Annotated in this window: 14 protein-coding genes and 5 tRNA genes; all 19 read right to left on the minus strand. The window is 31.5% G+C overall.

All coding sequences use genetic code 11. From position 1 onward, the window contains the following. Window positions 1-42: 42 nt before the first annotated feature. Window positions 43-1,320 carry a trigger factor gene (gene tig, locus OREMA_RS0103400; protein ID WP_018247882.1) on the minus strand — a complete coding sequence of 426 codons (1,278 nt, stop codon included), beginning with the start codon at window positions 1,318-1,320 and terminating at the stop codon, window positions 43-45. Window positions 1,321-1,537: 217 nt separating this feature from the next. Beyond that, window positions 1,538-1,614 (minus strand) — tRNA-Arg (locus OREMA_RS0103405). Between the two features lie 67 nt (window positions 1,615-1,681). Next, window positions 1,682-1,758 (minus strand) — tRNA-His (locus OREMA_RS0103410). 176 nt (window positions 1,759-1,934) lie between these two features. After that, window positions 1,935-2,011: transfer RNA gene (locus OREMA_RS0103415), tRNA-Arg, on the minus strand. Between the two features lie 92 nt (window positions 2,012-2,103). Beyond that, a tRNA-Gly gene (locus OREMA_RS0103420) sits at window positions 2,104-2,180 on the minus strand. Between the two features lie 115 nt (window positions 2,181-2,295). Beyond that, window positions 2,296-2,372, minus strand: a tRNA-Pro gene (locus OREMA_RS0103425). A gap of 133 nt (window positions 2,373-2,505) precedes the next feature. After that, complete coding sequence (locus OREMA_RS0103430) at window positions 2,506-2,982, minus strand: metallophosphoesterase (protein ID WP_018247883.1); 477 nt, start codon at window positions 2,980-2,982, stop codon at window positions 2,506-2,508. 60 nt (window positions 2,983-3,042) lie between these two features. Further along, entirely contained in the window at window positions 3,043-3,636 is a 594-nt protein-coding gene (locus tag OREMA_RS18775; protein WP_018247884.1) for an XTP/dITP diphosphatase, read from the minus strand. A 9-nt stretch (window positions 3,637-3,645) separates the two neighbouring features. Beyond that, window positions 3,646-4,392, minus strand: coding sequence for a ribonuclease PH (rph, locus tag OREMA_RS18780; RefSeq protein ID WP_018247885.1), 747 nt, complete (start codon window positions 4,390-4,392; stop codon window positions 3,646-3,648). Window positions 4,393-4,558: 166 nt separating this feature from the next. After that, on the minus strand, window positions 4,559-5,092 hold the full coding sequence (locus tag OREMA_RS0103445; RefSeq protein WP_018247886.1) for a Fe-S-containing hydro-lyase: 534 nt from the start codon (window positions 5,090-5,092) through the stop codon (window positions 4,559-4,561). 181 nt (window positions 5,093-5,273) lie between these two features. Beyond that, window positions 5,274-6,119: a fumarate hydratase gene (locus OREMA_RS0103450; protein ID WP_018247887.1), complete on the minus strand. Its 846-nt coding sequence runs from the start codon at window positions 6,117-6,119 to the stop codon at window positions 5,274-5,276. A gap of 523 nt (window positions 6,120-6,642) precedes the next feature. Next, the gene (locus OREMA_RS0103455; RefSeq protein ID WP_018247888.1) at window positions 6,643-7,383 is read right to left on the minus strand and encodes an MBL fold metallo-hydrolase; all 741 of its coding nucleotides are present in this window, start codon (window positions 7,381-7,383) and stop codon (window positions 6,643-6,645) included. A 178-nt stretch (window positions 7,384-7,561) separates the two neighbouring features. Further along, window positions 7,562-8,299: a hypothetical protein gene (locus OREMA_RS0103460; protein ID WP_018247889.1), complete on the minus strand. Its 738-nt coding sequence runs from the start codon at window positions 8,297-8,299 to the stop codon at window positions 7,562-7,564. Between the two features lie 147 nt (window positions 8,300-8,446). Next, window positions 8,447-10,165, minus strand: a complete 1,719-nt coding sequence (locus OREMA_RS0103465; protein ID WP_018247890.1) for a BamA/OMP85 family outer membrane protein — start codon at window positions 10,163-10,165, stop codon at window positions 8,447-8,449. Between the two features lie 693 nt (window positions 10,166-10,858). Then, window positions 10,859-11,605, minus strand: a complete 747-nt coding sequence (locus OREMA_RS0103470) for an MBL fold metallo-hydrolase (RefSeq protein WP_018247891.1) — start codon at window positions 11,603-11,605, stop codon at window positions 10,859-10,861. A 135-nt stretch (window positions 11,606-11,740) separates the two neighbouring features. Further along, a complete protein-coding gene (gene folK / locus OREMA_RS0103475; protein ID WP_018247892.1) occupies window positions 11,741-12,247 on the minus strand; it encodes a 2-amino-4-hydroxy-6-hydroxymethyldihydropteridine diphosphokinase in 507 nt (168 codons plus the stop codon). 5 nt (window positions 12,248-12,252) lie between these two features. Further along, window positions 12,253-12,624, minus strand: a complete 372-nt coding sequence (folB, locus tag OREMA_RS0103480; protein ID WP_018247893.1) for a dihydroneopterin aldolase — start codon at window positions 12,622-12,624, stop codon at window positions 12,253-12,255. 35 nt (window positions 12,625-12,659) lie between these two features. Beyond that, entirely contained in the window at window positions 12,660-13,457 is a 798-nt protein-coding gene (gene folP / locus OREMA_RS0103485) for a dihydropteroate synthase (RefSeq protein WP_018247894.1), read from the minus strand. Between the two features lie 106 nt (window positions 13,458-13,563). Beyond that, a complete protein-coding gene (gene folE / locus OREMA_RS0103490) occupies window positions 13,564-14,130 on the minus strand; it encodes a GTP cyclohydrolase I FolE (RefSeq protein ID WP_026188895.1) in 567 nt (188 codons plus the stop codon). Window positions 14,131-14,171 lie beyond the last annotated feature (41 nt).

Raw genomic sequence — 14,171 nt, forward strand, 5'->3', positions numbered from 1 at the left:
TTTTATCTATACCCAGATCAAAGCACCTTTAAACCTAATAAATTAATTATTTTCTACTAAAAAATCAATTGTCTTTTCCATTTCTAAACTATTCTTTAAAGAAGATAATTGACCTTGCATTTGTAAGAATGCTTTTAATTGATCTTTATCTTGTCCTTGTCGTTCAGCAATTTCTTCTAATTTCTCATCTATATCTTCATCACTAACCTCAATACCTTCTTCTTCAGCAATTGCTTCTAATACTAAATTAGCTTTAGCTCTATTTGCTGCAGAATCCTTATAATCAGCTCTAATATCTTCTTCATTCATTCCAGTCATTTCTAAATATTGATCAAAATCAAATCCTTGCTGACTAATTTGCATTCTGAATCCTTGTAACATGTTATCAATCTCATTTTCAACCATAGTCTCTGGAACATTAACTTCAGCATTTTCAGCTATTGCATCAACTAATTTATTTTCATATTCTCTGTTAATTCTTTCTTCTTCTCTAGCTGCTATTTTTTCCTTAATGTCAGCTTTTAAATCATCTAAAGAATCAAATTCTAAATCTTTAGCAAATTCATCATCTAATTCAGGCAATTCTTTAGCTTTAATTTCTTTAACAGTTACTTTAAAAATTGCATCTTGACCAGCTAAATTATCAGCATGATATTCCTCTGGGAAAGTAACATTAACTTCTACTTCTTCTCCAACTTTAACTCCTACTAATTGTTCTTCAAACCCAGGAATAAACTGGCCAGAACCAATCTCTAAATTATAATCTTCTCCTGCACCACCATCAAAAGGTTCACCGTCCACAAAACCTTCAAAATCTATAATCGTATAATCTCCTTCTTCAACCTCTTCCCTATCAACTGCAACTAACTGAGCATGATGTCCTCTTTTATGTTCTAATTCTTTTTCAATATCTTCATCAGATATCTCTAATTCTTCTTTTTCAATATCAAGATCAGTATATTCTCCTAATTTAACTTCTGGTTTAACTTCTACCTCAGCTGTAAATGTAGCAGGACTCCCTGATTCAATAAATACATCTGTAATATCAGGCTGAGAAATTGGTTCAATACCAGTTTCCTGTACTGCTTCATAATATGCTTCAGGAATTAAAATATCTAATGCATCCTTATGTAGTACTTCTTCTCCATATTTTTTAATCAAAATACTTTTTGGAACTTTCCCTTTTCTAAAACCAGGAATATTAACATCTTTTACAACTTTTTTATAAGCTTTATCTAAAGAAGATGCCACCTTTTCTTCACTTACTTCAATATTTAATACCACCTTATTTTCTTCAATTCTTTCTTTACTTACCTTCATTTATATATCCTCCTTATATCATTATACGTAATTATATAATTTTTATTTCATTTATTATTTACTTCTACATAATTATGGTATTTCCTTTATGTTTTTATAAAGATTTAAAGAGACCTTATTAATAAAAACAATACCTCGAGACACGACTAACAACTAATCGCTCCGAGGTTTAATAATTAACTTTTATGTAATATTCTATTAATTACTTATAAAATGATGGCGCGCCCGGGAGGATTCGAACCTCCGACCTCCTGATTCGTAGTCAGTTACTCTATCCAGCTGAGCTACGGGCGCATATATAAAATATTAGTTAATAGTTTAAATTATTGTGACCTCTCAAATATCAATTATAATTATAATTTGGGGTGGATAATGGGATTTGAACCCACGGCCTCAGGAGCCACAATCCTGCGCTCTAACCAGCTGAGCTATATCCACCATATTCTATATATATCTATTATATTATAATAGTTAAGCAAAGTGTTACACTTAATATATTTTTAGAAATAAAAAAATATACTGCTAAAAAGCAGTCTGATTTAATTTGAGAAGTTTATTATCTCTCAAAAGGTATCTTTTCCATTTTTTGAATTTATATACCTACAAGATAAAAATGGCATGCCTGGGAGGATTCGAACCTCCGACCCACGGCTTAGAAGGCCGTTGCTCTGTCCAGCTGAGCTACAGGCACACAATAAATCAATTTACAATTAATAATTTATAATGTACAATTAAAAGATTTAAGAACTTGGCTTTAATTGGAAATTATCAATTGAATTTTATTGGAGCGGGAAACCGGACTCGAACCGGCGACACCCAGCTTGGAAGGCTGGTGCTCTAGCCAACTGAGCTACTCCCGCACATTATTTAATTTACAATTTATAATGTACAATGTACAATTAAAATCTTTAAGGTCTTGTAATTCTTGAAGTCTTTGATTCTTAATTGTCAATTCTAAATTGTCAATTGAACTTTTGGTCGGAGCAGCAGGATTTGAACCTGCGACCCCCTGGTCCCAAACCAGGTGCGCTACCAAACTGCGCCATGCTCCGTTATTTTTCGCTCACAACAGTTAATAGTATAACTAAAAAAAGAGACAAGGTCAAAAAGGAAAAAAGATAATTAAGAGCGCTTAAGCTTTTTCACCTCATATTTTCTCCTTTTATCCCTATTATTCTCTTTAAATCAAGCAAAATCAATGTGTTTATATTTTATTATACTATTGTTAATTTCCACCAACCCATAGGAGGCCTTTTTACCATCTCTTGGCATAGATATACTACCTGGATTAAAAAACAAAATACCATCTTCCTCTATAGCACATCTACAGTGAGTATGACCAAAAATTACTATATTACTATCTAATTCTCTAGCCTTATAATATAACCTATCTAACCCCCGCTTAATATTATACTTATGCCCATGAGTTAAAAATACTTTACTTTCATCTATATTTATAACTCTATCTTCAGGATACTCAGTTCTATAATCACAATTACCTTTTACCGCTACTAACTCGACACCTTTAGGAACATTAATAGCGTCTAAATCTTTTAAAACATCTCCTGCATATAATATGTAATCTATATCTGATAAACTTTCTACAACTTGCTTAATTCTATCACCATACCCATGAGAGTCACTAAATATTGCTAACTTCATTATTTCACCACCAACTAATAATTCATTAATAATCAACTAGTGTATTCAATAGCTTAGAATCTAGTTCTTATTATTTAATAAATAATCCTTCATCTTCTTTAGTGCTTTTGCTCTATGGCTAATCCTATTCTTAATTTCATCCCCTAATTCAGCAAAGCTTTGTTGATATCCAGTTGGAACAAATAAAGGATCATAACCAAATCCTCCACTCCCTTTTTCTTCAATATCAATTATCCCATCACATCTACCAGTTACTGTATATTCTTCCCCTTCTGGCGATACAAAGGCCATTGCACAGGAAAAATATGCCCCCCGTTCTTCTTTAGGGGTATTTTTTAATAATTTTAATAATTTTTTATTGTTATCTTTATCACTTGCATCTACTCCAGCAAATCTAGCTGAATAAACACCTGGGCTGCCATCTAAAGATTCAACAACGAGTCCTGAATCATCAGATATAGTGGGAAATCCTGTATAATTAGATATTTCTCTAGCCTTCTTTAAAGCATTACCTATAAAAGTATCTTGATCTTCTATTACTTCTGGCAAGCTATCAATATCATTTTTAGAAATAATCTCTATCTTAGTATTAGCTAAAATCTTCTTCATTTCATCTATCTTATGTTGATTACCTGTTGCTAAAAATAATTTCATGTCTATAGACTAAACCTCCTTAAACAACTCTACTTTTTCTCCTAAAGCTTTCTTTTGGCATTCTATTAACTCTTTTACTCCTTTTTCAGCTAAATCTACTAACTTAAACATATTACTTTTAGAGAAAGGGTTTTCCTCTCCTGTTCCTTGAATCTCAATTATTTCTCCCTTCCCAGTCATAACCAAATTCATGTCCACATGAGCATTAGAGTCTTCACCATAACATAAATCTAACAATAGCTCATCTTTTACAATCCCCACACTTACTGCTGCTACAAAATCATTTACTGGCAATTTTTTTATCATATCTTTTTCTATCATATAAGATAAAGCATCAATTAATGCTACAAAAGCTCCAGTGATAGAAGCAGTTCTTGTTCCTCCATCAGCTTGAATAACATCACAGTCAATCCAAATTGTCCTCTCACCTAGTTTATGAAGATCAATAACAGAACGTAAGGCTCTTCCAATTAATCTTTTAATTTCTTGAGTTCTACCACTCAATTTCCCTTTAGCCGCTTCTCTAATATTTCTATCTTGAGTAGCCCTAGGCAACATTGAATACTCAGCAGTTAACCACCCTTTTCCTTTTCCTCTTAGAAAATAAGGAACACTATCCTCTACTGTAGCATTACAAATCACCTTTGTATCTCCGGCTTCAATTAGCACAGAACCTTCCGCATATTTAGTAAAATTTCTAGTTATCTTAATCTCTCTTAATTGATCATTTTTTTCTCTACCATCAACTCTAGACATAATTATCACTCCTTTAAATTTTGAATTCTACTCTATGTATTGGTTAAATTTAATACTTACTATTTTTTATTCTTTCTATAATTATAATAATTATCCTGTGAAATTAAATTTATGCTTAGTAAAACTTTCATATCTTTATAATGAAATATCTAAATTTATTGAAGTTTTAGTCTCTTTTATACAAATTATTCCCTTTGCTATCTATTACACAAATCAACGGTAATTTCTCTACTACTAATTTTCTTACAGCTTCTGTTCCTAAATCATCATAGGCAATAATCTTTGCTTCTTTAATACATTTACTAATTAGAGCTGCTGCCCCACCGATTGCTCCTAAATAAACTGCTCCTTTTATTTTCATAGTATCAATAACTTCAGCATTTCGCTCTCCTTTACCAATCATAATTCTTAAGCCTTCTTTAATTAACCGAGGAGCAAAAGGATCCATTCGATAGCTAGTAGTTGGACCAGCAGACCCTATTACTTGACCTGGTTTAGCTGGACATGGTCCTACATAGTAGATAGCATTTCCTTCTATCTCAAAAGGAGGCTCTTCTCCTCTATCTAAAGCTTCAACCATCCTCTTATGAGCTGCATCACGCGCTGTATAAACTGTCCCCGATAGTAAAACTTTATCACCTGCTTCTAAACTTCTGACTTTCTCTTCAGTAATTGGTGTTATCAAGTTAACTTCTCCCATTATATATAATCCTCCCTTTATTAATACAGTGTATAGTTGACAATCTACAGTATTCAAAGGGAAAAAGACTTCCCCATTCATGCTTCGCTAAAGTTAATTTAAAAATCTCCATAACTTAAGTGCTTTAAGACTTAAATCTTCTAGCTATACACTGTAAACTGATCCCTCCAACTCACACTTTCTACAAAATTACTTCCTTATGCCTTGCCACATGACAATTAATATTAACAACTACTGGTAATCCAGCAATATGGGTAGGATAAGTTTCAATATTTACTGCTAAAGCTGTAGTAATTCCTCCTAAACCTTGAGGTCCAATATCTAATTGATTCACCTCTTCTAATAGCTGCTGTTCTAAAATTTTAAACTTCTGATCATCATTATGAATCCCCACCGGTCTTAATAAAGATTTCTTAGCCAACAGAGCCGCCTTCTCTACTGTTCCTCCAATTCCTACTCCTACTATAATTGGTGGACAAGGGTTTGGTCCAGCCTCTCTTACCACTTCTAAAACAAAATCCTTAAGCCCCTCTATTCCATCAGTAGGTCTCAACATCTTTAACTGACTCATGTTCTCACTACCAAAGCCTTTTGGTGCTACTGTTATCTTTAATTTATCTCCAGACACAATTTCGGTATGGATTACTGCTGGTGTATTATCTTCTGTATTCTTTCGCTCAATTAAAGGATCATCGACTATAGACTTTCGCAAATATCCTTCTTTATAACCTTGACTTACCCCTTCGTTAATAGCTTGATATAGATCACCTTCGACAACTCTCAGATCTTGTCCTAATTCTAAGAAGATAACTGCCATCCCTGTATCCTGGCAGATTGGCACTTGATCTTCTTTGGCAATTTCAGCATTCTTGCTTAACTGCTTTAAAATCTCCTTAGCAACTTCAGAATCTTCTCTTTCACAGGCTGCTTGGTATTCATCAGTAATATCCTCCCCTAAGTTATAGTTAGCATCAATACAAAGCTTTGCTACTACTCTACTAATCTCCTCAGCTTTTATCTCTCTCATTTTATTACCTCACTTTTTATAATTTATAATTGATAATTAAGAATCAAATTAAAGATATTTTTTGCCACAGATATACGCAAATTAATTCAGAAGAGTTTTTATTTTCTATATAAAGCTAAAATTAAATATATGTACTATAATTAAACTATAGACAAAATCATATTATTAGTGATAATACATAATCAAAAATAAAGACTCCCCTCTATACTTCTAGTTTTATAGAGGAAAGTCCTTTTGAGATTTAGGGATTAGTATAAGATATTCTTACTTTTAAAAAGCAGATAAGCTTTATTAAGTTCCTCCTAAACGAAGACCTACCTTAACTATATTTAATTTTTTAACTATATTTTGAAGTTAATAATTAATATTCAGTCTAACTCAAACTTCGCTTTCTTCCCCTGCAAAATGTGCTTGATTATATTAAAAAATTTGAATAAACTTTAACTTTTATAATTAATACATAGATTAGGTATAATTCAAACTGCGATTGCGTTTCTTTAAAACTTAAAAACTAATCATATCTCTATATCTCATAAGTCTGCCCTACTTTGCTCAGTTCTACAGAAATATCAACCTTTTCCATTTCCGCTTTAATATCTTCTCTAGGATAATATGCTCCTAAGTGGGTTAAAAGTAATTGTTCAGTCTTAGCTTTTACTCCAAAGTTGACTGCTTCTTTGACAGTTAGATGTCCCATATTAGTCTTCTTTTTATCCTTCTCTAATAGACTAGCTTCTGCTAATAATAAATTACTTCCATTAAGAAAAGAAATTAAATTATCATCCCATCCTGTATCTGCTGTATAAGCTAAAGTCTTATTCCCATTGCTAATCTTCATAGCATAACACTCCTTGGGATGGTTGCTCTTCTTAAAGCTAAAATCTAAATTCGCAAAATTCAACTTAGTTTCTTCATTGATAGACTGTAGATAGTACTCTTTTCCCACCTTAGCTCTAATATAATCTAGTTCTTTTCCTTCATCATAGGGTAGGTATACTGTCAAAGCTTCCTTTCTTCGACCTGCCATAATATCCAACATAATAGCATAGTGTAAGGGTAATAAATCTTCAAAATGATCACCATGAAGATGGGAGATAACAACAGCAGTCAATTCATAATAGTTAATATGCTTGTTTAATTCCTGTAATGAGCCAGGACCGATATCTATTAATACTTTCTGATTATCAAACTCTAGTAAGTAACTAGGACACCCTCCATCTTTGACTGGAAAAGGAGAGCGATTGCCTATAATTGTTAGCTTCATTCTAACACCTCCGAAGTTCAGTGATGAATGACTGGTGGCTAGTAATTAGTGAATGGTGAAAACCTTTATTTATTAATTTTCCTTTTATCTATGAAAATATACTTAAGTATATTTTCAATTCCATAATAAAAAGAAAGTTTTTGAATTCAAAAACTTTCTTTTTATTAATATTTATAATTTAAATTCCGAAAGTCAATCTAAAGCTTATTGTTGGTCCCGCAAAATTATCTAAGGAGTTATCTAAATTATAACCATTTAAATCCCAATTATCTTGTAAATTATGAGTTAACATATAACCTAATGATAAATCATAAGCAATAGTAGAAGTTAACTGTTGATAAAACTTGATTCTTGGCTCTAATAAAATAAAGTCCTCTTCCAAAGAGGTACCCGTTGCTCGCCCAACTGCATCATTAAGATCATTGGCCCTATAATGAAGCAGATTCAATTCAGTCTTACCAAAAGCAATTCCAGTACCTAAAGATAGATCAATGTTTCTTTTCATATAAATACCTCGCTCATAAAGTACTCCACCATAGTTCATCTCTAAATCTACTCTTTCTCCACTCTTAGCTATACTTTCAGTATTTCCATGTAAAAAATATGCTCCAAACCGATTTCCTTCTCTCACCCCTGCTATAGCCTCAATCCCGATAACATTCATTTCATTATCTAATTGTCTAAAATTCTGATTAGAACTTTTTAATATTTGATTTAAATCATGAAGATTCAACTTAATAATCCCTACTCTAATTCCAACTCCAGCTCTAACATATAATGGTAAGTTGTTCTTTTTATCAAGATTGATATCTATTTCTTTCATAGTTTGACTACTATTATCTTCAGCTTTAACATAGCTTGGAAAAATGCCAAAAAATAAAATCAATACTACTAATGAAATAACGATTCTTTTCATTTCTTCACCTCTTTTAATCCTACATATTGCTTTATTCTAGAAGAACTATTTTAACTTTGTTAAGAAATTTATCCACTAAGCTCTTTCATACTTAAATAGTATAAAAGCTAATCTGTCAATATTGACAGATTAGCTTTTATATCTTAGCTAGAAACTAGTACCGACTTTAAATGTAATTTCATCTTTATGGTCTGCATCACCTTCTGGTGCATAACCATAGTCAAAGCCCAATTCTGCTCCCAACACAGGAACGAAGAATCTTACTCCTACTCCAACAGAATAATTTAAATCATTTAAACTTATATCATTGTCTTTAAAGGTACGCCCTACATCGGTAAATAATACACCTCTCACCGCTTTATAGAGATCAACTCTATATTCTATACTGCCCAATAGCATAGAATCACCTTTGAATCCATCTGTACCTCCATAATAACTACTATCATAACCACGCACTCCATCAAGTAAGTTAGGCTTTAATTTATAACTTTTATAGTTTGGTAACTTTCCATCACTAGCACCTACCTTCATTCTAATAGCCCAACTACTTTTTTCACCTGCTTCAAAGTAGTTTCTAAGATCCAAGTAACTTTTTAGAAAGTCATTATCACCATTAAATCCTGCTTTTTCAATTCTAAACTCTTGTCTGCTTCCTGATCTAGGATGAAGATAATTATCTCTCAAATCTCGAATAGTAGTCATAGCTATACTTCTAGTATTTTCATAAGGATCATCTTCTATTTTAGTATCATCATACCCAAAATTTAAATAACCTCGTATATTTTCTGCTAACTCTCTACCAAATTGAATATCTACCCCTTTTTCTTTAATATCTCTATCCACTCTAGTAGAACTTCCTATACTATCTAAGCCTCCATCACTTATACTAGTACTTTCCTCTGTCATTTCATGGTATAGATTAATATTAAAACTAGTCTTACTTTCAAAGATCCAAGGATCATAAAAATCTAGATTATAATCGGTAACATCACTTCCCGCTTCAAAATCTAAAGTAAGTTTCTGCCCCTTACCAAACATATTATGTTTCTCTAACATAATGTTCCCTACAGCGCCACCTTCGGCTGAATCCTTTACTCCAAATACCGTTCTTCCATTTATAGGTTTGTTAAGATTCAAGTTAACATCTATCGCTTGAGGATCATTTTCTACCTGATCAAACTCTGGCTTTATCTCCTCAAAATATTTTAGCCTTTGAAGCTTAGAAATATCTTTTCTAACATCATTAATATTAAATACTTCTCCTTCTTTCATAGATAACTGCCTTCTAATAACATAATCCTTGGTATCATCTTCAGGATTAATTCTAATCTTGTTTAATCTTCCTTCATCTATGATTATATTTAATTTGTCTTCTTCCATCTTAACATCTACAATTCTTCCTAAAACAAAACCTTGATCATAATAATATTTATTTATTGCTTCTCTATCTTGATTTAAATCTTTGAAATTTAGAATTTGACCAGTTTTAATACTTAATAAACTTCTTAATTCACCATCACTAACTTCTTTATTACCTTTAATAACTATCTTAGTTAAAATAGGATTTTCATCAACCTTAAAAACCACCTGTACTCCACTTTGATAATTCTTAAAAAGTATTTGGATATTAGAGAAATATCCTAAATTATAGATTGCTTTCATATCTTTTCTTAATTGCTCATTAGAAATTTGATCTCCGACTTTAGTCTTTACTTGCTCTAAAATCTTTTGCTCCTCAATAGATTTATTTCCTGATACAGCAAGATCTGTAATAACATTATAGTTAGTATTATTAGCCATAACTTGATTAGAATTAATCAGAATAATAGATACTAGTATGAATAATATCCCAAATTTCTTAAACATCATATGCCCCCTTTAACTATTTCCCCTTTATATAATAATGAAAATCTTATCTTTAATAATTATAGTTAATCTAAAAAAGCAGGATTACTCACCTCTTTCTTAGTAAAATCATTTGATTTAAAGCTTTTATTATATATAGATTTTTATATTAATCATAATACTAATATAATTAATTCTACATTTAATCCCTTCTACCTGCTTATTACTCAAATGAAAAGTAATACTTTTATAGTAAATAAAGTTAATTCTTAGTTTCAAAGGGATCTTATGCCAAGTCGATTCGGTAGTACCACGATCAGCATTGCGTAATTAATATAGAAGATCGTGGTTATGCCAAGTCGATTCGGTAGTACCATGATCAACATTGCGTAATTAATATAGAAGATCGTGGTTCTCTCCCCTTAAAACTTAGTACCAAATACCCCAAGAGCCCTCCTAAAGGATAACCTAAAAAAAGCCACTGAGAGTTAGGAGGCCTCGATGACCTTGCTAAAGTATGACCCAAAGAACTAGCCTTCATACTGGTTCAACATTTCGTAATTAAAATTGAAGAAGCAGTATTAGAGTCCCTAGGTATCGGATAAAATTAGACAAGAATCAAAATTCTTCTCTTTATATATTTTAACGTTTACTTTTTAATATGGCAAATAATTCATAAAATAATCTATAAATTAATTTGTGTTAATAATTAACTCAAATTAATTTCCCTATCCTCTTCAAATTTTCTAAATGAACCTTTCTATATTTAAAATCTAAATACTCTTCTATATCTCCTGTTATAATATTATTGATATAAGTTATATTCTCTTTAATTAAAGACTTATTACTAATCTCTCCATGACCAGGAATTACCTTTTTTATATCTAAGTTCAGATACTTTTCTAATGTATCTTTATAATCATAAATATTATCTGCTTGAAAATAAGGAATAGGATATTCAACATTATCGCCTGAAAATAACACTTTATCAACCAAATCTATACAACTGGCTGAACCATTTGTATGGCCTGGACTATGAAAAAATTCTACACCTTCTTCTTCAAAGGATATCTTATTATCAAAAGTAAGATTAGAAGGAATAATTTCAACATCTCCCCTTTTATATTCAGAGTATACTTCTAGCTCCTTCTCTCCCTCTCTTATTATATTGTTTCTACATAACTTATGAGAAATAATTATATTTTCTTCAAAAATACAGTTTCCCCAAATATGGTCCCAATCATAATGTGAATTAAATATAATTATTATTTTATTAGGAAAATTAATATCTATGTAATTTTTTACTTCTTTCATTGAATCAGGACCTAAAAAGGTATCACAAACAAAAACATAATTTTTAGTATTAATTAAATATACATTGGTTGTTACCCCAAATCCTGTATCTTGTAGATAGAAAAACTTAAATAATACTCCCCTATTTCCCACTTTCTTAATTTCCAATTTAATCTCCCCAATCTTAAAAATGATATATAGTTTTAGCTTTAATAATATATTATTGTAATTATTAATTTCTATATTGAATTTTATACTACCTCTTTTAAATAAAGCATATATCAAATTTATATAAAAAAGATTTCACATATTTGTGAAATCTTCAAAAATAGATTCTCTATATAGTTTAACTCCAGCATTAACATTATTATTTATCAATTCATCAATCTTTTTATTACTTATAGTTAACTTCTTATCTAAATCTCTTAAGGGAATTAAGACAAAATTCCTTTCTGCTATTCTTGGATGAGGTATAGTTAAATCTTCTTCACTAAGATTAACATTATCATAAAGTAAAATATCTACATCAATAGTTCTTGGTCCCCATCTAACTTTTCTCTTTCTTTTTAACTCTTTTTCCACAGCTTGACATTCTGCTAATAGCTGATAAGGGCTTAAAGCTGTCTCTAACTTCAGACACATATTTAGGAAATTATCCTGTTCAGTGTAACCCCATGGCTCTGTTTCATATATCTTAGACAATAGCAACACCTTAGTCTGTGGAAAATCTTTGATTAAACTTATTGCTTGGCGCAAATTATCCTTTCTGTCACCTACATTAGTACCTAATCCTAGATAGGAATTAATCACTTCAACTACTCCTCTCTAATTCTTTTTCTTCTAATCTCTACTCCTACATAATCAAAAATTCCTGGAATAGGAGCTTCAGGTTTTTTTACTCTTAGCGTTACCTCTTCCACCTTAGGAAATTCTTTTAGAACTTTAGCTGCTATTCTTTCAGCTAAAGCTTCAAGCAACTGATATTTCTCTTCTTCACATATCTCTTTTACCACTTCATAGACCAATGCATAATTTACTGACCGATCTAAATCATCACTTTCTCCTGCCGCCTCTAAGTCAGCAGCTAATTCTAAATCTATAAAGAACTTTTGCCCCAAGTTATTCTCTTCTTCTAAAACGCCATGATAACCATAAAACGATAAATTATTAAGAAGAATTTTATCCATAGTTTCACCTCATAAATAATTTAAATTTTCAATTCTCAATTATTCTTTCTAACTATTGCATCCGTTACTTTTGCTGCTCGAAGGTTCTCTTTAATATCATGTACTCTAACTATATCTACCCCTTGCATAATTCCCATAACTGTAGTAGCTACTGTACCTTCTACTCTCTCCTTAGGTGGCAAATCCAGTATATGACCTATCATCGATTTTCTAGAAGTACCAAGTAGGACTGGATATCCTAAATTCTTTAATTCTGATATATTTCTCATAATCTCTAAATTCTCTTCTTGAGTAGTACCAAAACCAACTCCAGGATCCAATATTATATTACTATCCTTAACTCCTGCCTGCTTAGCCACCTTAATACTTCTATTTAAAAAATCAGTCATAGCTTCCATAATACTAGTTCTCTCTTTATTACCACGAGCATTATACATTATTATTATTGGAATATCATACTCAGATACTACTTCTGCCATCTTTTCATCCCATTGCAAGCCCCAAACATCATTAATTATATCTACACCTATTTCTAAAACTGCCTTAGCCACTTCTGGCTTATATGTATCAATCGAGATTGGAATACTAACCTTATCTTTAATAGCCTTAATTACAGGCTTCAATCTCTTTATCTCTTCTTTAGCTGATACTTTTTCTGCCCCTGGTCTAGTAGATTCAGCTCCAATATCAATAATATCTGCCCCCTGCTCAACCATCTGCTGGGCACGATAGATAGCATCTTCTAGATCAAAATAGTCACCCCCATCAGAAAAACTATCAGGAGTAACATTTAAGATTCCCATGATATGAGTTCTTGTACCAAACTTAAACATATTATCAACTCCTTTCTTAAGTACAGTAACAGGTGATAGAGTGACGAGTAACAAGTTAAAAGCTTTTTTTAATTATTACTCATTACTTGTTACTTCTTACTCTTCACTAATCACTGCCCTTTATCAAATTCATTACTTCAGCTCTACTAGCACTATCCTCTTTAAATATACCTCTTACTGCCGAAGTTATTGTTCTGCTTTCAGTCTTCTTAATCCCTCTCATAGTCATACACATCTGTTCTGCTTCTACAATTACTAAAACCCCAAGAGGTTCTAATATCTTAACAATAGCATCAGCTATCATCTTATTCATCCTCTCTTGTAACTGAAGCCTTCTTGCTACTGTTTCTACCAATCTAGCTAATCGAGAGAAACCAGTTATCCTACCTTCTTTAGGAATATAAGCTATATGTACCTTACCAAAGAAAGGTATTAAATGATGTTCACACATAGAATAAAAAATTATATCTTTAACTAATATTAAATCTTCATAATCCATATCATCGGAAAAAAACTCTAAATGTTCTTCTGGATTCTGATTAGTACCTGCAAATATATCTTCATACATTTGAGCCACTCTTTCTGGTGTTCTCTGCAATCCCTCTCTAGTTGGGTCTTCATCAATGGCTTCCAATATATTTCTAACTGCTCTTTCTATCTTCTTCTTATTCATCCTACCCCACCCTTCTTCTAGTCCATATAATTGATTATTAA

The organism is Orenia marismortui DSM 5156 (genome assembly GCF_000379025.1).
Classification (GTDB): Bacteria; Bacillota; Halanaerobiia; order Halobacteroidales; family Halobacteroidaceae; genus Orenia; species Orenia marismortui.